This window comes from Larkinella punicea (assembly GCF_003334855.1).
Lineage (GTDB): Bacteria > Bacteroidota > Bacteroidia > Cytophagales > Spirosomataceae > Larkinella > Larkinella punicea.
This window is the reverse complement of the sequence record NZ_QOWE01000010.1, coordinates 38835-63327: the sequence shown is the minus strand read 5'-3', so window position 1 is coordinate 63327 and position 24493 is coordinate 38835. Positions and strand designations below refer to the sequence as shown.

Below are 24493 nucleotides of genomic sequence, written 5' to 3'. Positions count from 1 at the left end.
TCAGTCAGTTTCGCAGGGATAACAGCCCGGTTTCTGATTTGGTTCATACGTATATACCGGCGGTTTTAAGAAATTTATAAGCCTTCCGGAGACGCCTGCGGACAACGCCACGGATAAAAATACAAGTAATCCCGTCATTTTTTTGGCTCTACCGATATTTTGCCTTTTTTTACGGCTTAGTCCTTAACAAACCCTTAACGACCGAACCTCCTTGAAAACGAATCGACGTCATTTTTTGCGTTCTGCGGCCGCAACCGTTTCTTCCGCCCATTTATTTCCGACCATTCTGACCGGTGCCCCGGCCCAGGACAAAAAAGTCCGGCTGGCTTTTATCGGTGTGGGTGGCCGGGGCCGCAGCCACGTCGATCAGGCCATTTATCGGAACGATGTGGCCATTACGGCCATTTGCGACATCGATCCCGATGCCATCAACCGCACCAAAGCCATGATTAGCAAAGCCGGGCGGCCCGAGCCGGCGGTTTTTGGCAAAACAGACGAAGATTTTCTGAACATGCTCAAACGCGACGACATCGACGGCGTTGTGATTGCCACTCCCTGGGAATGGCACGTTCCGATGTCGGTGGCTACGATGAAAGCGGGTAAATACGCGGGCGTTGAGGTGTCGGCGACGGTTACGCTGAAAGAATCCTGGGATCTGATCGAAGCATCGGAAAAAAGCGGGATGCCCTGCATGATTCTGGAGAACGTCTGCTACCGGCGCGATGTCATGGCGGTTTTGAACATGATTCGTCAGGGTCTGTTCGGCGAAATGCTGTATGCCCACTGCGGGTACCAGCACGACCTGCGAACCGTCAAGTTTAACGGCGGCATGGGCAAAGAAGGCGTCGAATTCGGAGCCAAAGGCTATTCCGAAGCCCGCTGGCGCACCCAACACTCCGTCGATCGCAACGGAGATCTGTACCCTACCCACGGTTTAGGGCCGGTCGCCCACTGGCTGGACATCAATCGCGGCAACCGGTTTACGTACCTGACGTCCACCGCGACCAAAGCCCGGAGTCTGCACAAATTTGTGGTGGACAAAGGCGGAGCCAATCACCCGAACGCCAAAGTGAATTTCAAGCTGGGCGATATCGTTACGACGGTCATCAACTGTGCGAATGGCGAAAACATCGTCATCATGCACGATACGAACTCACCCCGCCCCTATTCGCTGGGCTTCCGGGCGCAGGGAACCCAAGGCATCTGGATGGACGATGGCAAAACCATTTATATTGAAGGAAAAAGCGCCAAACCGCACCAGTGGGAGCCTTTTAAAGAATACCAGGACCAATATGATCACCCGATATGGAAGCGCCACGCCCAAACCGCCGAAAATGCGGGCCACGGCGGAATCGACTTTTTCGTGATCCGGGCCTTTATCGAGTCCGTCAAACGGAAAGTGCCACCCCCAATCGACGTGTATGACGCAGCGGTTTGGAGCGCCATCAGTCCACTTTCGGAAGAATCCATCGCCAAAGGCAGCAAACCGATTGAAATTCCGGACTTTACGCGCGGAAAATGGAAGACGAATAAACCCATTTTTGCGTTAACGGATGACTATTAATTCGGCAACGGCCCGATAATCAGAATAAAATTCTTAATTAATAAAAAAATTTAAAATATATTGAACGACCGCGTGCTATATTGCAGGCTCGTTCTCAATTTCTCCAAACTTCACAAAAAATGACTCCGACTGCAACCCGGAATTCAACCAATAGCTACCTTGGGCCGCTGCTCATTGTCGGCATGTTATTTTTCATTTTCGGATTTGTCACCTGGGTCAATGGGGTGCTGATTACCTTTTTCAAACAGGCTTTTCAGCTCAGCACCGTGGGTTCGAACCTGGTGGTGTCGGCGTTTTTCATTTCCTACACGCTCATGGCGATTCCGTCGTCCTGGCTGCTCAAGAAAACGGGATTTAAAAACGGGATGTCGCTGGGCCTCATCATCATGGCCATCGGCACAGTCACGTTCATACCGGCTGCCAAGGCGGTTTCGTATCCGTTGTTCCTGGTCGGTTTGTTTCTGATCGGTATTGGCTTAACGGTTCTGCAAACGGCTTCCAATCCCTACGTGACCATCCTCGGCCCCCGCGAAAGTGCCGCACAACGGATTAGCTTCATGGGTGTCGCCAACAAATTAGCGGGGATTATCAGCCAGTTTATTTTCGGCGGTTTGTTGTTAACCGGTGCCAATGTCATATCGGCCGAAGAATCGCTGAATAAAGTGGTAACGCCTTATTTGATTCTGACGGGCGTTTTGTTGGTACTCGCCATGCTGATCCGGTTTTCGACTTTACCTGAAGTATCTGAAGAGCAGGAAGAAGATAAAAACATAATAACCAAGCCATTAACTACTGATAGCGTTTGGCAACATGCCAACCTGGTACTCGGCGTTCTGGCCATTTTTTGCTACGTGGGAGTCGAAGTCATTTCGGGCGACACGATCATCAATTACGGCGTTGCGCTGGGGTTCTCCAATGATCAAGCCAAATACTTTACGGCCTATACTTTATACGGTATGCTCGGTGGTTACATTCTGGGCATCATTCTCATTCCGCGTTTCCTTTCGCAACAGAAATCACTCATCATTGGCACAAGTCTCGGACTGGTTTTAACCGTTGGGGCTTTGCTGACCGACGGTTTCACGTCCGTTTTGTGCATCGCGCTCCTGGGTTTCGCCATCGCGCCAATCTGGCCGGCCCTCTGGCCGTTGTCGCTCGACCGGCTGGGAAAATTCACCAAATTAGGCTCTGCTTTATTAATTATGGGTATTTCCGGTGGTGCGTTACTGCCCCTGCTGCACGGTTACCTAACCGACGCCGTTAGTCCGAAATTAGCGTACGCTATGATCCTGCCCCTGCTAAGCTACATCTTGTATTACGCGCTGTCAGGAAGCAAAAAACACACCTGGTAATGAGTCAATTAATCGTTTCCACCCCCGGCAGAATCTGTTTATTCGGCGAACACCTGGATTATTTGGGGCTGCCCGTCATTGCCGCAGCCATCAACCGGCGAATCCGGATTACCGGTTCACACCGGGCGGATCGGAAAGTGGTGATCAATCTGCCGGATGTAAACGAGCGGGAAGAATTCGAGCTATCAGACGCCAGTCTGGTGTATACCAAACCGCGTGATTATTTCCGGAGCAGCTACAATGTTCTGTTAAAACACGGTTACCGGTTTTCGAAGGGGGTGGAATGTGAGGTTCACGGAAATATCCCGATCAATTCCGGTACGTCGAGTTCATCGGCGCTGGTGGCTTCCTGGCTGCATTTTCTGATGCGCCTGAGCGACCGTCCGCGTCTGCTGAGTCGGCAGGAAATTGGCAACCTGGCCAATGAAGCCGAAGTGCTTGAATTTGGCGAACCGGGCGGCATGATGGATCATTATTCCACCGCCATCGGCGATGTTATTTATCTGGAATCGGAACCGCGCATCGAAATCGAAGAATTACGGCCCAAACTCGGTGCTTTCGTGCTGGGCGACTCGCTGGAAGCCAAAGATACGCTGGATATTCTGGGCCGGGTGCGGAATGGCGTCAACGAGATTGTCCGGAAAATCAAAGCTGTCAACCCGGAATTCTCGCTCCATACCACCGATGTTCTGGAACTTGACGACTACCGCCCTTTCTTATCGGGCGGAGAAAATACGCTGCTGGAGGGCACGGTATCGAATCGTGATCTCCTCCGCGAAGCCCGCCAGGTGCTGGAATCAGCCGATCTCGATCACATCCGGCTTGGCAACTTGCTCAATCGCCACCACACCAATCTGCGGGATGCCCAACGCATTTCGACACCCAAAATCGACCGGATGCTCGAAGCAGCTTTGAATGCCGGGGCGCTGGGCGGTAAAATTAACGGTTCGGGTGGCGGTGGGTGTATGTTTGCCTACGCGCCCGGTCATGCCGGAGCCGTCGCCGAAGCCATTGAACGCCAGGGCGGTGCGGCCTATATTATTCGGGTAGACGAAGGCACCAAGGTTGAAGAATAGAATAACCGACTGATTATCAACGTATATACATCTCTTTTTCTAACTTTCCGAAATGAACAATTTCGGAGAAAAGCGGGTTCTATTACTAGCTTTTGCGGGGAAAACGCGCCGGTTTTGTACCTTTGTATCCTCTTCCGCACTCGCTGTTTAGGCTATGCTTGACTTCGCAACACCGTCTTTAGTACCATCCGCCGAAAAACCGGCTCTCTATTGCAACTCCTTAACCGGATATTCCCGTCGCAAAACCATCACGGTTCCCATCGGCAACGTCCCGTTAGGCTCCGATTATCCCATCCGGGTTCAGTCGATGACGACCATCGACACCATGAACACCCTGGGTTCGGTGGAACAGTCGATTAAAATGATCGAAGCGGGCTGCGAATACATCCGGATTACGGCACCCAGCGTCAAGGAAGCCCAAAATCTCGAAAACATCCGCAAGGAATTACGCGCCCGGGGCTACACGACACCCCTCGTCGCTGATATACATTTTACCCCCAATGCCGCCGAACTGGCCGCCCGCATCGTCGAAAAAGTCCGGATCAATCCCGGCAATTATGCCGACCGGAAGCGGTTTGAAGTGATCGAATACACCGACGCGTCCTATGCCGCCGAACTGGAACGGATTCGGGCCAAATTCCTGCCGCTGATCCGGATTTGCAAAGAATACGGCACGGCGATGCGGATTGGCACCAACCACGGTTCGCTGTCGGACCGGATTCTGAGTCGCTACGGCGATACGCCCCTCGGCATGGTGGAATCAGCCCTGGAATTTCTGCGGATTTGCGACGATGAAAACTACCACAGCATCGTCCTATCGATGAAATCCAGCAATCCGCAGGTGATGGTAGAAGCCTACCGTTTGCTGGTTCAGCGACTGGATGCCGAAGGCTTAAAACCGTATCCGCTGCATTTGGGCGTCACCGAAGCGGGGGAAGCGGAAGATGGCCGGATTAAATCCGCTGTTGGCATTGGCACGTTGCTGGAAGACGGTTTGGGCGATACCGTCCGGGTTTCCCTAACGGAAGATCCCGAACTGGAAGCGCCGGTAGCGCAGGCACTCATCGACCGCTATGCAAAACGGGCGGGCCACAGCCAGATTCCGGAAATCCGGCAGTATCCCATCAATCCGTATCAGTATACCCGGCGGAAAACCCGCGAAGTCGCCAATTTCGGTGGGGTCAACGTACCGCGCGTGATTGCCGATTATTCCGAAATACCGGTCACCCACCACGAGCAACTCCGGCCCATCGGCCACTTTTACCTGCCCGTTCCCGACAAATGGCGGATGAATGACCTGGGTGCCGACTACCTGTACACCGGTTCTCAGCCCGCTTCGTTCATGTTACCCAACGGCTTGAAAGAAATTCTGGATTATTCGGTCTGGCTTTCCGCCACCGATCAGGTTCATAAATTCCCCTTGCTTGACACGAGTACCTACCTGAACAGTCGGCAAAAACCGGGCGGTTTGCACCCGCTTCTCAATTTCGTTGTGACCCAACTGGGTGACTTTTCGGATGAATTAGCTAGTGCGCTCAGTGAAGATCAACACGTTGTGCTGGTGGTTCGAACGGAAAATACCCACGCGATGGCCGAACTTCGGCGATTGTATGTCGAGTTGATCAACCGCGAAATTTTCTGCCCGGTCGTAACGCTGCGGAGTTTTCCGGACAGTCAGGGCGATTCCCTGCAACTCTACGCGGCAACGGACATCGGCGGATTGCTGGTCGATGGCCTGGGCGACGGAGCCTGGCTGGCCACCGATCAGCTTCCCGACCTGTCATCCGAAGAGCGCCTGGCGACGGCAAACCGGTACAACTCGACGGCATTTGGCATTTTGCAGGCCGCCCGAACCCGGATGTCGAAAACCGAGTACATCTCCTGTCCTTCCTGCGGACGAACGTTGTTCGATTTGCAGGAAACCACGGCAACGATTCGCAAACGCACCGACCACCTGAAAGGCATCAAAATCGGAATCATGGGCTGCATCGTCAACGGACCCGGCGAAATGGCCGACGCCGATTATGGCTACGTTGGAATCGGCAAAGACAAAATTTCGTTGTACCGGGGTCAGCAAGTGATCAAAAAGTCGGTCACCGCCGAACACGCCGTCGATGAACTGATTGAATTGATTAAAGAAGACGGTCGCTGGAATGAACCGGAATCTGAGTGATGAATTAAGAGTTAAAAGTGAAGAGTTATCCACTCTGCATTCTCTCACCGATTTAACTCTCAATTTTTAACTCTTAACTCTTAACTCATTATGTCCAAAATCGGAGATTATTTCAAGTTGGGCGACGTCTTCCGGTATTTCTACCGGGTTTTTCAGAAACCAGACCCCAGTCGCCCGACAAACACCAACATTCGCATGATGCACGGAATCAACCGGATTTCCATCATCATGTTCCTGTTCTGTCTAATTGTGATGATTGTCAGAGCCATTATGCGATGAACATCGAAACGTTGCGAAATTACTGCCTGAGCAAACCTGGTGCCAACGAGTCGTTTCCGTTTGGTGAAGACACGCTGGTTTTCAAGGTTGGCGGCAAGGTGTTTGCCTTGACGTCGATGGATGCTCGCCCGCTGTCGGTCAATCTGAAATGCAACCCGGAACTGGCCGTTGAATTACGGGAGCAATATGACGCCGTTCGGCCCGGTTATCACATGAATAAAGTTCACTGGAATACCGTTATTATTGACGGAACAATTCGGGAAAGTGATCTAAAAAAATGGATCGACCATTCCTACGAATTGATCGTTGCCAGTTTACCCAAAGCGGTTCGCCAAGAACTGGAAAAATAGGATACGGGTTGCAAATGCCCGGTTTTTCAGCTAGTTTACAGTAGTTTTCTGAAAACTTCAGGTTATGGAAGTTGCGCTGATAGGATTCTTCTTTATTTTCTACCTGGTTGTCCGGTATTTCGTGATCGACCACGACACGCAGGCGGAAAAAGACCGGCTTCGGTTTGCCGAGGGCATCACGCTCGTCCAGTTTCATCGCTACGATGAAGCTTTCGCCTATTTCGACCAGGCCATCAAACAAAACCCCAAATCGTCCCTGGCGTTTGCCTACCGGGGAAAATGCCACCTGCGGAATGAAAATGCATATTCGGCCCTTTTCGATCTGACAGTTGCCCTGAGCCTCGACAATACCATTCCCGATTCATACCTCGATAAAGGCATTGCCCTCTACCAACTGAACCAATTCGGTGAAGCCTTCAAGGAGTTTGACAAAGCCGTCTGGTATTTCCGGGGGCAACAGCCCGACGCCATCCGCTGGCGGGCAATGGCCCGGATGCAACTAGACCAGTACGGTCCGGCCCAGAAAGACTTGATCCGGGCCATCGAACTGGGCGATGAAAATTCGGCGTACCTGCTGAAACAACCGCCGTTCTCGAACGTCATTTATTCTTGAAAATCACTTCAATCGGCCAATCTGCTCTGTATTCCGCTTCGTATCGATTTTAGCGGCTTTCGCCATCTCCAGCGACTTTTGCGCGGCTTTCAAGCCCTCGGCGGTTTTTCCACCCCGGCGATACACTTCCGCCAGTTCAAAATACAAATCAGCCTGTTCGGCGGGGCTTTTTGCCTGCGGGATGGCTTTGTTGGCCCAACGGGCTACCGTCGGCGCATCGCTGGCATCGGGGCTTTTCCGGTTGAATAACCGAATCACGTACAGGTATTCCGGTGTTGAGAACTGGTTCTGAGCAATGTGATCGTCCATTCGGGAAGCGGCTTTGGTGGCCTGACCCGCCCGAAAATAAGCGTTTATTTCGGGAAGCAGCGTCCGATTACTGGCGACGCGTCCGTCGATGCCAACTTGCTGAAGCTGGTTACGGATGGTAATGATTTTTGCGGCCGGATACTGATTTCCCCGGCTGCTGTAGAGCGAAGACATCAGAATATTCTCCGCTACCGTTTTGACCTGCTCCGCGCCATTGGGCTTGATAAACTGATCGAGGTGGCCGATCATATACTGAAAAAGCGGGTTGTCGACGTCCAGAATCAGTTTTTGCAATACGAGCCAGTTGGTCGGACTGGCAAAGGTATTGGCCGCTTGCCGGGTGGCATACTCGTTCATCACCCGGATGTTCGTCACCGTATCGCGCGTCACCCGTGCATACATCCCGTAATCGATCAGGAAATTCGTGGAGCGCTCCCCGTCTTCAAACCGTTTGCGCATGGCCGACGACCGGATTTCCGGATTCAGCGCCGTGGTTCCGTGCCGAATCACCTCATCCGTGGAGTTGTTACTCATCGCCATGTGAATCAGATCTCCCTGCGAATTAAAATACAAAAACAGTGGTAAGGAGGGAACAAACAGGCGGTTTTTGTCCAGAAAAGCGATGGTACTCTTGCTGGAAATATCGATTTTGGTGCTGATAAAACGGGTATTGTAGAATTTCCCCACCGTTTTGTTCGCAAACGTGGGAATAAAACTTTGGCAAATGTGGCAGGTTTCCGAATACACTTCGATAAAAACCGGCTTTTTAGCTTTCCGGGCCGCACTCAAAACCGCCGTCAACGGCTCCTTCCGAAATTGTACCCCCTGCCCCACGGCCATACCGACCGTCAGCCAAACAACGATCACGACTAAACTCAGTATCTTCATCAGTAAAGGGTTTACGGTTTACGGTGGCTGACGCATCCAATCCGCAGCTTGCGTCAGCCACCGTAAACCGTAAACCGAATACAAGGATGGTTATGCCTGCTTCTGCTGCTCGCGGTATTCTTCCTCCACCTTTTTGCTCAAGGCCCGGCAGAGGTTGTCGATCTGGTCGGCCATGGATTGGTCGCCCGTGGCCGTCACGATGGTGTCGGCGAGGCTGCCGAGCACTTCAACGCAAAACCGCTTCATGTCGGTCACGGCCATGTCTTTGGTCCACAGATTCAAGCGTAGCGTACCCTGGTTGTAATGATCCCATACCGACACCACCACCGCTTTGGTATCACTCAGTCCTTCATTGGGGTTGTCCGTCGCGTTCCAGAAAATTTTTTCGGGGATATTGTGGTCGTCTAATTCAACCGCAAAATTGATTTCTGATTTTTTCATCGTTTGCTTTTCAGTACAGTAAAGACTCCGCTTAGACTCCCCCAACCCCCTAAAGGGGGCTCAAACTAGTTGTATTTATAGCCCCCTTTAGAGGGTTGGGGGCAGTTAACCGGAGTTTTAAGACTTCAAAGGTAACCATTTGTGGGACGGATTTGCAATCCTGCCCCGACGATTCAAAAGCAAAAACCAGTCTTTCGGCGGTTTACTGCTGACCAAATACTTTCTTCAGCAAATCATTGACGCGGGCCGCCGGGTTTTCGCGGATTTGTTTCTCTTCCTGGGCAACCAGCGTAAAAATACCGTCGACGGCTTTCGTGGCGGCATAATTGGTCAGGTCAGGATTGACTTTGGTGGTGGCAATGGGCAATTTATTGTAGGTGCGAACCAGATCCCCGTAATACCGGGTGGCATTGTTTTTTTTCAGCGTACTGTCGATCACCGGCGTAAAAGCCGCCATCAACTGATCCGACGTGGTGCGCTTCAGATACTGCGTGGCCGCATTGTCCTGCCCCCGCAAAATACCGACGGCATCCTGAATGGTCATAGACGTGAGGGCGTTCAAAAAGATCGGCTTGGCCTTCTTGGCGGCATCTTCTGCCGAGCGGTTGAGCGACATGATGAACTGGTCGACCTGTTTTCCCATGCCCAATTTACGCAAAGCCGATTCCACCTTCTGGGCTTCCGGCGGCATCAGTATCTTAATCAGCGTGTTTTTGTAATATCCGTCTACGGCCGAAGCCTGATCGGAGCCTTTGCTGATCCCGATCCGGAGGGCTTCTTTCAATCCATTGGCAATTTCGTCATTGGATGAGCTTCCGCCCGAAGCGACATCGCCTACTTTATCCAGAATTTGTCCGAAAATACCCTTCTTTTTTGGTTGGGTCGAATCGGACTGGGCAATTGCGGCACCGGAATAACCGGCGAGCAGGAGGGCAAAAAGGACTGTTTTTTTCATGTGCTTTTCAGGTTGATTCTCCTTGTGAAACGTTCGCCGATGGTTTGTCGGCAAAAGATAAACCGTTTTTTTACGTATTTTTGGCTCGAAAGACACCATTCTGATGTTAGTTTGTCAATCGGCCTTTCTCTATAAGACAGCAAAACTGACAAAAAGTAAAGGGTCGAGCCACAAAAACTTGTAGATTTTTTTTCATGAAACCCATCCTGGCCGAAATTATAACGATTGGTGACGAAATACTGTTTGGACAAATTACCGATACGAACACCCAATGGATCGGGGCGGAACTAACGAAAATCGGAATCCGGACCGTCCGGAAATCGTCGGTTGGCGATCAGAAGGACGCGATTCTGGCCATTCTGAAAGAAGCCACCGAACGCGCCGATCTGGTCATTCTGACCGGTGGTCTCGGCCCCACCAAGGATGACATTACGAAAGTCACGATCTGCGAGTATTTTAATACCACCCTTGAACGAAACCCCGAAGCGCTGGCGTTTGTGACGAAGTTTTTTGAAAGCCGGGGCCGTCCGATTACCGAAATAAACGCCAAACAGGCCGACCTGCCCCTCAATTGCACCTACGTGCCGAATGACTGGGGAACCGCGCCGGGCATGTGGTTCAACGAAAATGAAACCATCTATGTCTCCCTGCCGGGCGTACCGTTTGAAATGAAGAACCTCATGCAATACCGGATCATTCCGCTGTTGCAAAAGCAGTTTGAAACGCCGACGATCGTTCATAAGATGATTCGCACGGTGGGAATCGGCGAATCCTTTCTGGCCGAAACGATTGCCAACTGGGAAGATGCACTGCCCGCGCACATCAAACTGGCCTATCTGCCCCATTTCGGCCAGGTGCGGCTCCGGCTCACCGGAACCGGTAGCGATCCGGTGGTGCTGAAACAGGAAATCGACGAACAGGTCGAAGCCGTTCTTCCGTTGATCCAGCCTTTTGTGTTTGGGTATGACGACGATGAACTGGAAACGAAAGTCGCGCAGTTGTTATCTGAACGGAACTGGATGCTGGCGACCGCCGAAAGCTGCACGGGCGGTTTCGTGGCAAGTCAAATCACCAAATACGCCGGTTCATCGCGGTATTTTGTCGGCGGGGTAGTCAGCTACAGCAATACTGTCAAGGTCAATCAGTTGGGTGTTCAACCGGAGACCCTGAGCCAGTTCGGCGCGGTCAGTGAACAAACCGTGCGGGAGATGGCAGAAGGCGTCCGAATGAAGCTGGGGGCCAACGTGGGCATTGCCACCAGCGGCATTGCCGGCCCCAACGGCGGAACCCCCGAAAAACCGGTCGGCACCATCTGGATTGCTTGTTCGACCGAAAAACAGACCGTCGCCCGCTTGCTGAAACTGGGGCCTTACCGCGAGCAGAATATTCAGAACACGACTGTTCAAATCTTAAACCTCCTCCGGCAAACGTTGCTGGACGAAAAATAAACTCCTGCCAATGGCACTTGTTGACATGGTTATGCCCAAGATGGGCGAAAGTATTGTAGAATGTACGATTATCTCCTGGCTCAAAAAGCCCGGTGACCGCATTGAAGCCGACGACTCGATTCTGGAAGTGGCCACCGACAAGGTGGACACCGAGGTGCCATCGTCCCATGCCGGTATTCTCAAAGAAATTCTGGTGAACGATGGCGACGTTGTGGCCATTGGTAGCCCGGTAGCCCGGATTGAAGTCGAACAGGTCGAAGGAATTGCGGAGGATCAGCCGGCATCCCCGACGCCGGACTCTCTCCCATTCGGAGAAACCGAGGAGCAGGATGTGGCCAGCGTTGCGGCCAAACTGGAAGACGACCTATCGCAGATTTCGTCGCGCAATCCGGAAATCCGGACTGATGCCGAAACCGGTGTGGCCGAAAACAACCGTTTCTATTCGCCCCTGGTGCTGAGCATTGTCAAGGCCGAAGGGATTTCTCAGGCTGAACTGGCGTCGATCAAGGGCACCGGTGCTGAAAACCGCATCACCAAAAACGATATTCTGGCCTACGTCGAAAAACGAAAATCCGAGCCGGTTTCGACGGGTTCTTCGTTTCCGAAAGCCGCTTCCATTACCGGCCAGAACGACATCATTCAGATGGACCGGATGCGGAAGATGATCGCCGAACGAATGGTCGAATCGAAGCGGATTGCGCCCCACGTATCTTCGTTTGTCGAAACCGACATGACGGTTCTGGTGCAGTGGCGCGAACGCAACAAGAAGGCATTTCAGCAACAGTACGGCGAAAATATTACCTACACGCCCCTCCTGATCGAAGCCGTCGTGAAGGCCATCCGCGATTTTCCGATGATCAATATTTCGGTGAATGGCGATACGATCATTGTTAAAAAAGCCATCAATATTGGCATGGCCGTGGCGCTGCCGAGCGGCAATCTGATTGTCCCGGTCATTCACAACGCCGATCAATATAATCTGGTTGGATTGACCCGGAAAGTGAACGACCTGAGCCGGCGCGCGAGAGAAAATAAACTCACCGCCGACGATCTGGCCAACGGTACTTACACGGTTTCCAACATCGGCACGTTCGGCAACGTCATGGGAACGCCCATCATCGTGCAGCCGCAGGTGGCCATCATGGCTTTTGGGGCCATTGAGAAAAAACCGGCGGTCATCGAAACCCCCCAGGGCGATCTGATTGGGGTTCGGCAAAAGATGTTCATCTCCCACAGCTACGATCACCGGGTGGTCGATGGTTCGCTGGGCGGGCAGTTTGTCAAGCGCGTTTCAGATTACCTGGAAGAGTTCGATCCGGACCGAAAAATTGTCTAACCGTTCATCCCGGCATTTATGCCTTTCAGGTCTCAAAAATGCCATGCGAAGCATTTCGTACGGGTTTTGGGTCTGCCACAGTTGTAGTTTCGGGTCATCTTACTCAAACAACATACTATACTCATGAAATTGAAACTGGTTTTTCCCGCTATTTTTTGTACCATCCTTAGTTTTACCACCGTTTTCGCGCAAACGAACGCACGGGTTGAAAAAATTCAGGGCATTGAAACGTACGTGATGTGCGAACCGCTGCGCGCGTACGAAACCGTGTTCGAAATCGCATCCGGTGCCAAAGCCGCATCCCTGTTTACCGGCGGGGTCGTGAATGAAGGGGTTTCCGAAAAAGCCGCCCAGTTTGTCCGTCGGGCTAGTAAGGATGGCAAAAAAGACAACAAAGCGTTCGATGCCGTCGTCATTTCGGGCTCAAAAACCGCCATCGCCGTTAAATTCAAAGAAGAAGCCGGGGCTAATAAAGGGCTCGCGAAGGTTCGAAAAATTGATGGGTTGGCTGTTTACGTCATGAACGAGCCCGTTCTGGATTACGAAACCGTAGTCGATGCTTCCGGGGGTGTGAAAGCCAAATCCTACTTTACCGGTGGCATTGTGAACAACTCCATTGAAGAAGATATCGAACAATTTGTTCGCCGTGTAAAAAAAGAAGCAACCGAAGCCAAGAGGCCCATCGACGCCATTGTCTATTCAAGCGGCAAAAGAGCCATTGGCATAAAATTTAAAGAATGAAACCACGTATTGCCATTGACATGGATGATGTGCTGGCGGACACCGTCGGCAAGTTTATTGCCATCTACCGCCGTGATTTCGATACAACGGCATTGCCCACCGTATTCCGGGACAATTCGTTTCATGAGCTGCTGGAAAAGGACGTTTACAAGCGCCTGACGGATTATGTTCACGAACCGGGTTTCTTTGCCGACATTCTCGTTATGCCCGGAGCCATTGAAGTGACACAGGCGCTTTCAGAAAAGTACGACCTGTTCGTTACGTCGGCGGCCATGGAGTTTCGCAATTCCCTTTCGGAAAAATACGACTGGCTCGATCAGCATTTTCCGCACATTCACTGGAAAAACCGGGTCTTCTGCGGTGACAAGAGCATTCTGCGGGCCGACATCATGATTGACGACATGCCGTATAATCTGGTCAGTTTTCAGGGGAAAGGTCTCCTGTTCGACGCCCCCCACAACCGTGACAACACCATCTTCCAACGGGTCCTTTCGTGGGATGAAGTGGCGAAGGAGTTGTTGTGAAAAAGAGTAAAGAGGTTAGAGAAGGGAGTAAAGAGGTTAGACAAGAGAATAAAGACAAGTCCGATCTGATAAAAGTCTTTACTCTCTTGTCTAACCTCTTTCTTCTCCAAACCAAAAATGCCCGCCAGTCTGACTGGCGGGCATTTTTGGTTTGGATGTGTAGGCCGTTAAGCCGACATTTTCTCGTTATGTTCCACCAGACGGTCGTGTCCGGTTTCGAATTCGTTGGTCGTTACTTTCGCGGGGCGCATTTTAATGATTCCCAACGCCGACAGCAGCCGGATAACCGGGTAGGTCGGATCGAGTTCGAACCAACGCGCACCGAAATTAGCAGCATTCGGACGTTTGTGGTGGTTGTTCTGGAACAACTCGCCCATCATCAGCCAATCAAAAAACATCGAGTTTTTAGACCGGTCGTGGTTGTCGAAGTTGGCGTAACCGTACTTGTGTCCGCTCCAGTTCACAATCGCTCCGTGGATCGGTCCCATCAGGAAGTGAATCGGCAGCAGGAAGAAAAACGCCCAGTGCATATCCAGGTAAACGAAGGCGAAGATGTAGAACAATGAATACACCGTTCCCCAGGCTACGCGGGAAATCCAGGAATCACCGATTTTTTCCAGCGCATACCATTCCGGGTAGTTGCGGTCAAATTTAGCTTCAATCGGCCGCACCCGGTTCAGGACGGCATTGTACAGATCTTTCGTTTTCCACATCATCGTAAACACGTTTTTCGTGTGGTGTGGAGAGTGCGGGTCTTTGGGTGTATCACTGAACGCATGGTGCATCCGGTGCAGAACGGCGTAAGCGCGAGGACTCAAATACGAGGACCCTTGTGAGAGATAGGTCAGGAAAAAGAAAAAGCGTTCCCATACCTTGCTCATCGTGAACATTTTGTGAGCCGAATACCGGTGCAGAAAAAATGTCTGGCAGAAAAGCGATACGTACCAGTGAACAACAAAGGCAATAAGGATTATTACCACGGGATTAAATTTGTTAAAGGTGAATGGCTAAAAACCAACTTCAGTGCAATTAGATTCTACAAATCTACAACAATAACGTCGATAGTTAACCGAATAAGACAAATTTTTATTTTTTATTTATTTTCTCAAAAAGCGGTTGTCGAATACTGTAACAGGTTGGCTCCCATGCGTAAAGCTTGCTGACGAGCCTCTTCCGGGTCATTATAGACCGATTGGTCTTCCCAGCCATTCCCCAAATCACACTCAAAACTGTAAAAACAGATTAAACGCCCTTCCCAGATTAATCCAAATCCCTGCGGTGCCTTTCCATCGTGTTCATGCACTTTCGGCAGGCCGTTGGTGAAGTTGAATTTCTGGTGGTAAACCGGATGATTGTACGGCAATTCGATAAACGACAGTTCCGGAAATACCTTTTTCATCTCGCGCCGGATGAATTTATCCAGCCCGTAATTGTCATCAATATGCAGAAAACCGCCCGACATCAGATACCGGCGCATGTTTTGGGCTTCGGCATCCGAAAAAACGACGTTCCCGTGGCCTGTCATATGAACGAAGGGATACGAAAATAATTCGGGACTGCCCACTTCCACAATGTCTTCTTCCGGAAAAATATTCATCCGCAGGTTGGCATTGCAAAACTTGATCAGGTTGGGAATCGACGTTTTGTTGGCATACCAGTCGCCCCCGCCATTGTACTTCAATTTGGCAATTTTATACGAATACTGCGCCTGTACCGACAAGGCCGTCGTCAAGGCTAAAACCAAAACCGCCAAAGAAATTCCAGTAAGTCGCTTCATGTTCAGGTTGTCGTATTAATCAGATGAATGGTATGACAAGCCGCCAGAGCCGCCGTTTCGGTACGCAGCCGGGTCTCCCCTAATTTAACCATTTTGAATCCATTTTCAATTGCCTGTTGCATTTCACGCTCCGAAAAATCGCCCTCGGGACCAATCAGCACCAGGGTTGTCCGCTCCGGTTTGGCGGCTTTCAGCAAAGACACCGCAGGTTCGTTTTCAGGAAGATGCGCAATGAACCGATCGTCGGCAGCCTGGGCAAGCACGGTTTTGAAATCCAGCACCGGTTCGATCACCGGCATAAACAACTGCAGGGATTGCTTCATGGCCGCAACAGCAATCTTCTCCAGCCGGTCGGTTTTGAGCATCCGGCGTTCGGAATGCTGACTGACAAAAAAACTAAACTGATCGACGCCCAGTTCCACCGCTTTTTCCACGAGCCATTCGATTCGGTCCATGTTTTTGGTCGGCGCCACGGCCAGGTGAATCCGGTATGGCCGCGGAGCCTGGCGGTACGTGTCAACAATCCGAAAAATACACCGGCGCGGGTCGGCGGTTTCAATGACACAGTTGTGACGTTTGCCGCGACCATCGGTCACATCGATTGCTGCTCCTTTGGCCAGTCGCAGCGTTTTGACGCAATGCCGGGATTCTTCTTCGCTCAGAAAAGCGTTTGTTTCCGCTTCGGGCTGATAAAACAGGTGCATAAATACGGACCAACCGTCGAAATTTGCGCTTACTCTTCGGGTTCGTCGTTGGTAAAGGAATACATCGTCTTGTCCAGTTTCAGCGTGTTGCTGTTGAACTGAGCGATAAAATCTTCGATGACCTCTTCCGAAATTTCTTCGACATTCAGGCAAACATCCAGACTGATTCCGTATTCAAACTCGTGATCGATCTCAATGTGTTCCTGCACTTTTACCGCTTCGGTCTCCTCGATTTCCTCGATCAACTCGGTTAAGAACAACTCGATTTCCTCTTCCAGTTCCGCATCGATCCGGTAATCGGGCTTCCGTTCCTCCACCGGGATATACTGGGGAAACGATTTCTTGACCTTTTCCATGGCCATTTCATACACCAGGCTGCTGTGGTGAAGCCGCAACGTATAAATAATGGCGTCGTAGATAACTTCGCTTTCCTTGTGTTTACCAACAAACTGAATGTGAACGCATTCGCCTGAATTCAGAACCTCCAGATCATCATCTTCATCTTCCACATAGACGAATGAACTTCCTTCCTCCTGGCATTCCTCTTTCAGAAGTTGAATCGTTGCGGGTTCAAATCCCTCGTTTTTATACGTACCCATTGCAGTAATTGTTAAAATTTGCGTGTAATCGATTGGGCAAATCTACAAACCCGCCCGTAAAATTCAACATCTAAAACCGGCAGACCGTTCAATTCACAACCGCTCGGCGGTGATTTCATACGTCTGGTAATGCCGTACAAGCGTCTGAATGGCAAAATCGACCGCCGTTGGAATGGCACTGACATCCGTCACCAGCAACTGATCTTCCGGGCGGTGAATGTTGGGCATTCGGCCTTTGGCGTCCATCGCCGTCAGGGTCATCACCGGAATTTTCCGGCGCACAAACCAGACGCTGTCGAAATCGGCCGTGTGCCAGCGCCCGGGTTTGACCACCCCGCGGAACGGTTTTTCTTCCAGCAAACGCTCCGCCGTTTTCATCAGCTCGTTGGTATATTCAATAACTTCAACCGTTCCGGTATGTTTAATGATCCGCAGCGATCCATTGCCCAGCGTATCGAAATTGACCACCACCGTCCGGCCTTTGGGCCAACTGTCGATGTGTTTGTCCAGATAGGCCCGGGAGCCAATCATACCCGCTTCCTCCGCTCCGGTCAGCACCACCTCGGTTTCCAGTCCGGGCATATACAATTGCTTTAGCCGTTCGGCGGTGGCGATGGCGGCCGCAACCCCCGTTGCGTTGTCGCTTGCTCCGTTGGTGTAGCCATAGAGCCAATATCCGAGTGTTCCGAGCAGCGCCTGGAGAACAAAATAGGCAATTAGGCCATAGCGAATCCACGGCATCCAGTCGCTGTTTACGCCCAGTTGTTCAAAGAGTACCAACAGCCCGGCCCCCAGCATCAGCACCAGCGACAGAACAAGGGTGGTATGGAAACTGTTCACGGTGCCGGTTCGGTATAAGAGCGAGATGGGCGCCGTATCGTAATGCGCCATCAAAATGACTTTCATCACCGGTTTTTCCTGGTCACCGGCATACCCAAACCCGGTTTCACGCCATCGGCCAATGATATTGTGGGAGGTTACCTGCGGAGGAAGCCGGGTGACGGGCGAAAACCGCCAGTTGAAAAACAACCAGGCCAACGTTACCCAGCCCCACGTCCAGAGCACCGCCAGCCAGCCGAGCCAGGGTGCCGTCAACAACCCGGTAACGATGCCGGCGATTAGCCAGTAAATCACCGTCACATAGGTACGGGGCGTCCGGAAGGGTTCGACCGTTACGGTGGCCTGCAGTTCCCGGAGGGCCAATGACAACCGTTCAATCGCAGACGCTTCGAAAACCGTGGCCGCCCCCCGGTGTGGCAGGCGGCTTAAATCGCGCAGCAAAGTGTCCATCGAAAACGGCATTACTAGTTCGGTTAGAGGTTGGGCCTTTACTTTCTAAACGTGCAAAACCGGTTTTTTGGTTTGGCAGGCAGAAATGTAAATAAACCACTGATTGTTGTCAAAACCGATTAATAGGATTAAAAAAAAGCCTGGTGCCGTGCAAAACAAAAGCCTGCACCAATTGGCGCAGGCTTTATGTAACGATATGGTTGGAAAATTACTATTACTTGACGAAAAGTAACTCGCGGTATTTTACCAGAGGCCAGTCTTCATCATCGATGATGAGCTCCAGCTTGTCAACTTCGTAACGAATAACGTCAAAGAAGTCTTTTACTTCCGTAGCGTATAGCTTCGCCATTTCGGCCGTATCAGTCAAATTGTTCGCTTTCTTGCGGGTTTCCGTCATTTCTTCGACGTTTTTCTTGATGGCAATTACGCGGGCCGAAATCTCCTTGATCAAGTCTTTGATCGGCTCGGCTTGGTCAGTCATGCCCAGGTCAACCAGCGCTTTGGCGGTTTCTGCCAGTTTGTTCAGGTATTTCAGCGCCGTTGAAACGATGTGATTCATCGCCAGATCACCCACTACCCGCGACTCGATCTGTACTTTTTTGATGTACTTCTCCAGTTCGATTTCGTAGCGTGATTCGACTTCGGCATGGCTCAGGACACCCACGCGCTCGAACAATTCCAGCGATTCGGGTTTCAGGTATACGCCCAGTGCTTCCGGTGTCGATTTGATGTTCGACAGACCCCGTTTGGCGGCTTCTTCAACCCACTCATCCGAATAGCCGTTTCCTTCGAACAGAATCCGTTTTGACGACTTGTAGTATTCTTTCAGAATCTCGACGATGGCCAGTTCTTTCTTCTCGCCATTGGCCAGACGGGCATCCAGTTCCTGTTTGAAAGTAACCAACTGAGCGGCAACAATCGTGTTCAGAACCGTCATGGTAGACGCCGAGTTGGCGCCACCACCCACAGCGCGGAATTCGAACTTGTTTCCGGTAAAGGCAAACGGTGAGGTCCGGTTCCGGTCAGTGTTGTCCCTCAGCAGTGACGGAATGCGGTTGATTCCCAGTTTGTAATAGACGTTATCGCCTTTGTTGACAATCACTTCCGACTTCGTTTCGAGGTCTTCCAGGGCTTTCGTCAGCGACTCACCCAGGAACACCGATACAATGGCCGGGGGCGCTTCGTTGGCACCCAGACGGTATTCGTTACCCGCAGAGGCAATGCTGGCACGCAGCAGATCCGCGTGATCGTGAACGGCTTTTACCACGTTGACCAGGAACGTCAGAAACCGCAGGCTTTCTTTTGGTTTCGAGCTGGGAGACAGCAGGTTAACGCCGGTGTTGGTTCCCAGCGACCAGTTGTTGTGCTTCCCGCTACCGTTGATACCGGCAAACGGTTTTTCGTGGAACAACACTTTGAAGTTGTGTCTTTCGGCCACTTTTTCCATCAAATCCATCAACAGGGCGTTGTGGTCGATGGCCAGGTTCACTTCTTCAAACGTTGGCGCTACCTCGAACTGACCCGGAGCCACCTCGTTGTGACGCGTCCGAACCGGCATGCCCAATTTCATGGCTTCAAACTCAAAGTCAACCATGTAGGCATTCACCCGGGGCGGAATCGTGCCAAAATAGTGGTCTTCCAATTGCTGACCACGCGCCGGAGAATGTCCGAAAACACTGCGACCGGCCATTACCAAATCCGGACGCGCATAGAACAGGGCTTTGTCAACGACAAAATACTCCTGCTCGACACCCAGGGTTGGGGTTACTTTGGTTACATTCCGGTCGAAATACTGACAAACCGCCGTTGCGGCTTTGTCAACTTCCAGCAGGGCTTTCAACAAAGGCGTTTTGTAGTCAAGCGCTTCGCCGGTATACGATATAAATACGGAGGGAATACAAAGGGTTTTTCCACCCGCACCGTTGTCCATCAAAAAAGCCGGCGAGCTGGGGTCCCAACCGGTGTAACCGCGTGCTTCGAAGGTGTTCCGCAGACCACCGCTTGGAAACGAGGATGCATCCGGTTCCTGCTGAACCAAGGCGCCCCCTTTGAATTTTTCGATGGCTTTTCCGTCCATCGTCACGTCGAAGAAAGCGTCGTGTTTTTCGGCTGTTGCTCCCGTTAATGGCTGAAACCAGTGCGTATAATGGGTTGCACCTTTCGCCGTTGCCCAGGCTTTCATGGCATTTGCCACTTCGTCGGCAATGTCGCGGTCGATTTTACCGCCGGTATCAATGGCCTGGGTGATTTTCAGATATGCTTCCGGCGACAGCAGGGAACGCATAACCTCGTTGTTAAATGTGTAGGAGCCATAGTATTCCGTTACACGTTCTGCCGGAGGTGGAACAGAGAGGGCTTGCCGACTTTGTGCAATTTCGAGAGCTTTAAACCGAAAGTTTGACATATTAGGTTCGAGGTGGTTTTTGGATTAAAAACACCCAAAAATACTGATTATTTGTTGTAATTTCCAAGAAATAACATCCGTTTTAACCTATTTTTCACGAGAAATTGCTAAAAATCACAAAAACTGGTTTTTGATCATTGAAATTCCTTCATCTGAGAAAATACCTATTTCATCCAAATTTTGCATCTACACCAGAACAAATTGCATCTACAAAAGATAAAGTAAACCACAATTCTATAACCGTTTACATAATAAGGCATTATCGAGCCCGGAATCGTGTTACCTTTGCGGCCCCCTGGTCATTGTATTTACAAAAATAATGAAGAGTCGTTTGCTTATTCTCATGGCGTATTTGACGGGCTGGACCGGCTGGTTGCTGGTGAGCCGCGTTCTTTTTTTGATCTATCAATCCCAAACCAGCCAGTTGAATCCCGCGGCTATAGCGGGTGTTTTTGCCAATGGGCTGCGGATGGACCTTTCAACGGCCGGGTACCTCACCATGATTCCCGCCCTGCTCATCACGTTATTGCCCAACTGGTCTTCCCCGAAACTCGCGCGGTCCCTGCGAATCATCACCCTCATCGAACTGATCGTCGTTTCCCTGATTACGGTTGCCGATCTGGAGGTGTTTCGCACCTGGGGTTTTCACCTGGATATCACCCCCTTACATTATTTAACATCACCGCGGGAAGCAGCCGCGTCGGTGGCGGCTTCGCCGATTTTATCGCTGACTACGCTCTTTGTGGGAATGTTACTCGTGGGCGACTATTATTTTAAACGGCTGATTCACCCCCTGCTGCTTCGGCTGAATCCGATTCGGTGGTGGGTTGCAACGCCCCTGCTGCTGACCGCAACGGCGGCTCTGGTTATCCCAATTCGGGGGGGACTCCAATTAGCACCCATGAATGTCAGCGCCGTTTACTTCTCACCGGTAGCTTTTGCCAACTATGCCGCCGTAACCCCCCAATGGAATTTTATGCATTCTGTTCTGGAACGGAATAAATATGGCAAAAACCCCTTCTCCTTTTTCCCAAAAGGACAGGCTAGCCGGACATTAAAGCCTCTTTTTCAACCGGTTCGCAACCAGCAGTCGTTGCTAACCAACCCAAAGCCGAATGTCATTCTCATCGTCTGGGAAAGTTTTACAGCCAAAACCGTTGCCGGTTTGGGCGGGCGGGCCGGTGTTACCCCAGAATTTGAAAAGCTCAGCCACGAAGGCATCCTGTTCAACCAGCTTTTCGCCAGTGGCGACCGCAGTGAAAAAGGGTTGATTGCGCTTTTGAGCGGTTTTCCGGCGCAGGCCACGGCTTCCATCATGACTTTACCGACCAAATCGGCGAAATTGCCAACACTGGGCGAAAAATTCAGAAAAGCCGGTTACGAAACGTCGTTCTATTACGGTGGTGAAACCGAATTTGCCAACATCAAATCGTACCTCTACCACAACCAGTTTGGCCGGATCATTTCCAAACCGGATTTTAAATCCAGCGACTGGAATTCCAAATGGGGCGCCCATGACCATGTGGTGTACAGCCGGATTCTGTCGGATCTGAGCGGTGCAAAGCAGCCTTTTTTTGTATCGCTGTTCACCTTAAGCAGTCACGAACCGTTTGAAGTCCCGATGCCGACGGTGTTTTCCGGTACGGATGAAGAATCGTTGTTTCTGAATTCGATGTATTATGCCGACCGCAGTTTGGGCGAGTTTATCGCCCAGGCCAAAAAGCAGCCGTGGTGGGCAAACACGCTCATTGTGATTACGGCGGATCACGGACACCGGCTGCCGGTTTTGTCGACCGACCGCGTGCGGGATTTCCACATTCCCATGTTGTGGCTGGGGGGCGCTTTGAAAGCCAAACCGCAGGTCATCGACCGCATCGGCTCCCAAACTGATCTGGCGGCCACCTTGTTACACCAATTGAAGGTAGACGCTACCGATTTTAAATGGAGCCGGGATTTACTCAACCCCCAAAACCGCCCGTTTGCTTATTTCGCGTTTAACAACGGTTTTGGCGTCGTCCAGCCCAACCGGCATCTGCTGTTCGACAACACCAGCCGCCAACTCATTTCCTCGAATGGGGTCATTCAAAAACAGGATATCGAACTGGGCGAAGCCTACGAAGAAGAATCCTATCAGGATTTTCTGAATAAGTAATCTTAAAAACCCGAAACCTGTTAGGTCTTGAAGACCTAACAGGTTTCGGGTTTTCGAAAGCCTAATAAACCCGCAAGGTTTTCAAAACCTTGCGGGTTTCGTTCCACCACCTTATCGGTTTGATTCGGCTGTACCGAATAGTTTTGTAATTTTGCAGTCAAATGAAAAAAATTGCTTTTTATACACTCGGCTGCAAACTCAACTTCTCCGAAACCTCCACCCTGGCCCGCATCCTGGAGCAAAAGGGATATGAGCGCGTAGAATTTAATCAAAAGCCCGATATTTTTATTATCAATACCTGCTCGGTTACGGACAATGCGGACAAGAAATGCCGAAAAATTGTTCGGGAAGCACAACACATCAACCCCGATGGCTATGTGGCCATTGTGGGCTGCTACGCGCAACTGAAACCCACCGAAATTGCCACCATTCCCGGTGTGGATGCGGTTTTGGGAGCTTCCGAAAAATTCCGGCTGGCCGAATTGCTGGGCGATTTTGTCAAGGAACCGTCCGGAAAAACCGCCGTTTACAATTCGCCTATCGAGGAAGCTGTCGATTACCACGCGTCCTATTCACTCAACGACCGCACCCGCACATTTCTGAAGGTGCAGGACGGCTGCGATTACCCCTGCGCCTACTGCACCATTCCGCTCGCCCGGGGCAACAGCCGGAGCGACACGATTGCCAATGTGGTGCGGGCCGCCCGCGAAATTGCCGCCCGCAACGTGAAGGAAATTGTGTTGACCGGGGTCAACATCGGCGATTTTGGGCAGCAACCCAAAACCGGGCTTGATCTTCAGCCGAAAGAAACATTCCTGCAACTGATTCAGGCCCTGGATGAGGTAGAAGGCATCGAACGGTTCCGGATTTCGTCCATTGAACCCAATTTGCTGACCGACGACATCATTGCGTTCGTCGCCCGATCGAAGCGGTTTGTCCCCCACTTCCACGTTCCGCTCCAGTCGGGTTCCAATGCCGTGCTGGCGTTGATGCGCCGTCGCTACAAGCGCGAACTCTATGCCGAACGGGTGGCAAAAATCAAGGAGTTGATGCCGCATGCCTGCATCGGTGTCGATGTGATTGTGGGCCACCCCGGCGAAACGGACGAGGCTTTTTTGGAAACCTTCCACTTTCTGAACGAACTTCCAGTCTCGTATCTGCACGTTTTTACGTATTCCGAGCGCCCCAACACGCACGCCCTGAACCTAAAACCGGTGGTCAATCCGTCTAAACGGGCCGACCGCTCGAAAATGCTACACAGCCTCTCCGACAAAAAAAGGCGGTTTTTCTACGAACAGCAAGTCGGCCGGGAAGCCTCTGTTCTGTTTGAAGAAGATGTTGAAAACGGTCAGATGCTGGGCTTCACCGAAAACTACGTTCGGGTTACGGCTACCTACGATCCGCTGCTCATCAACGAAACCAAACACGTTCTGCTGACGGGCCTGAACAGCGCCGGGTTAATGGAAGTGACGGAAAGCATTTCGGAACCGGCCGTCTTACATCTTCATTGAGGGATTT

At 51.4% G+C, this 24493-nt stretch carries 22 protein-coding genes; 13 read left to right on the top strand and 9 right to left on the bottom strand.

From position 1 onward, the window contains the following. Positions 1-211: 211 nt before the first annotated feature. The 7 genes from DUE52_RS13610 (at position 212) to DUE52_RS13580 (ending at position 7407) form a co-directional block, all read left to right on the top strand. Positions 212-1564: a Gfo/Idh/MocA family protein gene (locus DUE52_RS13610; RefSeq protein ID WP_114406568.1), complete on the top strand. Its 1353-nt coding sequence runs from the start codon at positions 212-214 to the stop codon at positions 1562-1564. Between the two features lie 119 nt (positions 1565-1683). Further along, positions 1684-2916: a sugar MFS transporter gene (locus tag DUE52_RS13605; RefSeq protein ID WP_114406567.1), complete on the top strand. Its 1233-nt coding sequence runs from the start codon at positions 1684-1686 to the stop codon at positions 2914-2916. Further along, positions 2916-3992 carry a GHMP family kinase ATP-binding protein gene (locus DUE52_RS13600; RefSeq protein ID WP_114406566.1) on the top strand — a complete coding sequence of 359 codons (1077 nt, stop codon included), beginning with the start codon at positions 2916-2918 and terminating at the stop codon, positions 3990-3992. The genes DUE52_RS13605 and DUE52_RS13600 overlap by 1 nt, the downstream gene beginning before the upstream one ends. A gap of 154 nt (positions 3993-4146) precedes the next feature. Further along, a complete protein-coding gene (gene ispG, locus DUE52_RS13595) occupies positions 4147-6165 on the top strand; it encodes a (E)-4-hydroxy-3-methylbut-2-enyl-diphosphate synthase (protein WP_114406565.1) in 2019 nt (672 codons plus the stop codon). Between the two features lie 90 nt (positions 6166-6255). Further along, entirely contained in the window at positions 6256-6444 is a 189-nt protein-coding gene (locus tag DUE52_RS13590; protein WP_114406564.1) for a DUF6728 family protein, read from the top strand. Continuing rightward, positions 6441-6794 carry an MmcQ/YjbR family DNA-binding protein gene (locus tag DUE52_RS13585; RefSeq protein ID WP_114406563.1) on the top strand — a complete coding sequence of 118 codons (354 nt, stop codon included), beginning with the start codon at positions 6441-6443 and terminating at the stop codon, positions 6792-6794. Before DUE52_RS13590 ends, DUE52_RS13585 begins: the two co-directional genes overlap by 4 nt. 64 nt (positions 6795-6858) lie before the next feature. Beyond that, a complete protein-coding gene (locus DUE52_RS13580) occupies positions 6859-7407 on the top strand; it encodes a tetratricopeptide repeat protein (RefSeq protein WP_114406562.1) in 549 nt (182 codons plus the stop codon). Positions 7408-7410: 3 nt separating this feature from the next. Here the strand turns inward: DUE52_RS13580 and DUE52_RS13575 are convergent, their stop codons facing one another. The 3 genes from DUE52_RS13575 to DUE52_RS13565 all read right to left on the bottom strand — a co-directional run bounded on the left by DUE52_RS13575 (position 7411) and on the right by DUE52_RS13565 (position 10000). Further along, a complete protein-coding gene (locus tag DUE52_RS13575) occupies positions 7411-8604 on the bottom strand; it encodes a thioredoxin domain-containing protein (RefSeq protein WP_114406561.1) in 1194 nt (397 codons plus the stop codon). A 90-nt stretch (positions 8605-8694) separates the two neighbouring features. After that, on the bottom strand, positions 8695-9045 hold the full coding sequence (gldC, locus tag DUE52_RS13570; protein WP_114406560.1) for a gliding motility protein GldC: 351 nt from the start codon (positions 9043-9045) through the stop codon (positions 8695-8697). A gap of 202 nt (positions 9046-9247) precedes the next feature. Further along, positions 9248-10000, bottom strand: a complete 753-nt coding sequence (locus tag DUE52_RS13565) for a DUF4197 domain-containing protein (protein WP_114406559.1) — start codon at positions 9998-10000, stop codon at positions 9248-9250. A 194-nt stretch (positions 10001-10194) separates the two neighbouring features. Here DUE52_RS13565 and DUE52_RS13560 point away from each other — a divergent pair, with 194 nt between their 5' ends. From DUE52_RS13560 to DUE52_RS13545, 4 genes are all read left to right on the top strand, one after another. Further along, complete coding sequence (locus DUE52_RS13560; protein ID WP_114406558.1) at positions 10195-11448, top strand: competence/damage-inducible protein A; 1254 nt, start codon at positions 10195-10197, stop codon at positions 11446-11448. Between the two features lie 10 nt (positions 11449-11458). Continuing rightward, a complete protein-coding gene (locus tag DUE52_RS13555) occupies positions 11459-12784 on the top strand; it encodes a dihydrolipoamide acetyltransferase family protein (RefSeq protein ID WP_114406557.1) in 1326 nt (441 codons plus the stop codon). 123 nt (positions 12785-12907) lie between these two features. After that, positions 12908-13525 carry a hypothetical protein gene (locus tag DUE52_RS13550; RefSeq protein WP_114406556.1) on the top strand — a complete coding sequence of 206 codons (618 nt, stop codon included), beginning with the start codon at positions 12908-12910 and terminating at the stop codon, positions 13523-13525. After that, positions 13522-14049, top strand: a complete 528-nt coding sequence (locus tag DUE52_RS13545; protein WP_114406555.1) for a 5' nucleotidase, NT5C type — start codon at positions 13522-13524, stop codon at positions 14047-14049. Before DUE52_RS13550 ends, DUE52_RS13545 begins: the two co-directional genes overlap by 4 nt. A gap of 167 nt (positions 14050-14216) precedes the next feature. Here the strand turns inward: DUE52_RS13545 and DUE52_RS13540 are convergent, their stop codons facing one another. From DUE52_RS13540 to DUE52_RS13515, 6 genes are all read right to left on the bottom strand, one after another. Continuing rightward, positions 14217-15029 carry an acyl-CoA desaturase gene (locus tag DUE52_RS13540; RefSeq protein ID WP_114406554.1) on the bottom strand — a complete coding sequence of 271 codons (813 nt, stop codon included), beginning with the start codon at positions 15027-15029 and terminating at the stop codon, positions 14217-14219. 125 nt (positions 15030-15154) lie between these two features. Further along, positions 15155-15826 (bottom strand): DUF4159 domain-containing protein, encoded by a 672-nt coding sequence (locus tag DUE52_RS13535; RefSeq protein ID WP_114406553.1) that lies wholly within the window; start codon positions 15824-15826, stop codon positions 15155-15157. Between the two features lie 2 nt (positions 15827-15828). Further along, positions 15829-16530, bottom strand: a complete 702-nt coding sequence (locus tag DUE52_RS13530) for a 16S rRNA (uracil(1498)-N(3))-methyltransferase (protein ID WP_114406552.1) — start codon at positions 16528-16530, stop codon at positions 15829-15831. Between the two features lie 29 nt (positions 16531-16559). After that, positions 16560-17129 (bottom strand): hypothetical protein, encoded by a 570-nt coding sequence (locus DUE52_RS13525; RefSeq protein ID WP_114406551.1) that lies wholly within the window; start codon positions 17127-17129, stop codon positions 16560-16562. Between the two features lie 93 nt (positions 17130-17222). Beyond that, entirely contained in the window at positions 17223-18419 is a 1197-nt protein-coding gene (locus DUE52_RS13520; RefSeq protein WP_229312160.1) for a M28 family peptidase, read from the bottom strand. Between the two features lie 214 nt (positions 18420-18633). Further along, positions 18634-20823: a glutamine synthetase III family protein gene (locus DUE52_RS13515; RefSeq protein WP_114406549.1), complete on the bottom strand. Its 2190-nt coding sequence runs from the start codon at positions 20821-20823 to the stop codon at positions 18634-18636. Between the two features lie 319 nt (positions 20824-21142). Here DUE52_RS13515 and DUE52_RS13510 point away from each other — a divergent pair, with 319 nt between their 5' ends. Together DUE52_RS13510 and mtaB are read left to right on the top strand one after the other, a co-directional pair. After that, positions 21143-22975: an LTA synthase family protein gene (locus DUE52_RS13510; RefSeq protein ID WP_114406548.1), complete on the top strand. Its 1833-nt coding sequence runs from the start codon at positions 21143-21145 to the stop codon at positions 22973-22975. A 161-nt stretch (positions 22976-23136) separates the two neighbouring features. Then, complete coding sequence (gene mtaB, locus DUE52_RS13505) at positions 23137-24486, top strand: tRNA (N(6)-L-threonylcarbamoyladenosine(37)-C(2))-methylthiotransferase MtaB (RefSeq protein WP_114406547.1); 1350 nt, start codon at positions 23137-23139, stop codon at positions 24484-24486. The last annotated feature ends 7 nt before the right edge of the window (positions 24487-24493 follow it).

Excerpts from the sequence above, each read along its gene's own strand:
- DUE52_RS13600 (WP_114406566.1), top strand. The coding sequence starts at position 2,916 with ATGAGTCAATTAATCGTTTCCACCCCCGGCAGAATCTGTTTATTCGGC.
- DUE52_RS13530 (WP_114406552.1), bottom strand. The coding sequence starts at position 16,530 with ATGCACCTGTTTTATCAGCCCGAAGCGGAAACAAACGCTTTTCTGAGC.
- gldC (WP_114406560.1), bottom strand. The coding sequence starts at position 9,045 with ATGAAAAAATCAGAAATCAATTTTGCGGTTGAATTAGACGACCACAAT.
- DUE52_RS13580 (WP_114406562.1), top strand. The coding sequence starts at position 6,859 with ATGGAAGTTGCGCTGATAGGATTCTTCTTTATTTTCTACCTGGTTGTC.
- DUE52_RS13515 (WP_114406549.1), bottom strand. The coding sequence starts at position 20,823 with ATGTCAAACTTTCGGTTTAAAGCTCTCGAAATTGCACAAAGTCGGCAA.
- DUE52_RS13555 (WP_114406557.1), top strand. The coding sequence starts at position 11,459 with ATGGCACTTGTTGACATGGTTATGCCCAAGATGGGCGAAAGTATTGTA.
- mtaB (WP_114406547.1), top strand. The coding sequence starts at position 23,137 with ATGAAAAAAATTGCTTTTTATACACTCGGCTGCAAACTCAACTTCTCC.
- DUE52_RS13560 (WP_114406558.1), top strand. The coding sequence starts at position 10,195 with ATGAAACCCATCCTGGCCGAAATTATAACGATTGGTGACGAAATACTG.
- DUE52_RS13590 (WP_114406564.1), top strand. The coding sequence starts at position 6,256 with ATGTCCAAAATCGGAGATTATTTCAAGTTGGGCGACGTCTTCCGGTAT.
- DUE52_RS13585 (WP_114406563.1), top strand. The coding sequence starts at position 6,441 with ATGAACATCGAAACGTTGCGAAATTACTGCCTGAGCAAACCTGGTGCC.
- DUE52_RS13565 (WP_114406559.1), bottom strand. The coding sequence starts at position 10,000 with ATGAAAAAAACAGTCCTTTTTGCCCTCCTGCTCGCCGGTTATTCCGGT.
- DUE52_RS13520 (WP_229312160.1), bottom strand. The coding sequence starts at position 18,419 with ATGGACACTTTGCTGCGCGATTTAAGCCGCCTGCCACACCGGGGGGCG.
- DUE52_RS13510 (WP_114406548.1), top strand. The coding sequence starts at position 21,143 with ATGAAGAGTCGTTTGCTTATTCTCATGGCGTATTTGACGGGCTGGACC.
- DUE52_RS13545 (WP_114406555.1), top strand. The coding sequence starts at position 13,522 with ATGAAACCACGTATTGCCATTGACATGGATGATGTGCTGGCGGACACC.
- DUE52_RS13525 (WP_114406551.1), bottom strand. The coding sequence starts at position 17,129 with ATGGGTACGTATAAAAACGAGGGATTTGAACCCGCAACGATTCAACTT.
- DUE52_RS13535 (WP_114406553.1), bottom strand. The coding sequence starts at position 15,826 with ATGAAGCGACTTACTGGAATTTCTTTGGCGGTTTTGGTTTTAGCCTTG.
- ispG (WP_114406565.1), top strand. The coding sequence starts at position 4,147 with ATGCTTGACTTCGCAACACCGTCTTTAGTACCATCCGCCGAAAAACCG.
- DUE52_RS13605 (WP_114406567.1), top strand. The coding sequence starts at position 1,684 with ATGACTCCGACTGCAACCCGGAATTCAACCAATAGCTACCTTGGGCCG.
- DUE52_RS13575 (WP_114406561.1), bottom strand. The coding sequence starts at position 8,604 with ATGAAGATACTGAGTTTAGTCGTGATCGTTGTTTGGCTGACGGTCGGT.
- DUE52_RS13550 (WP_114406556.1), top strand. The coding sequence starts at position 12,908 with ATGAAATTGAAACTGGTTTTTCCCGCTATTTTTTGTACCATCCTTAGT.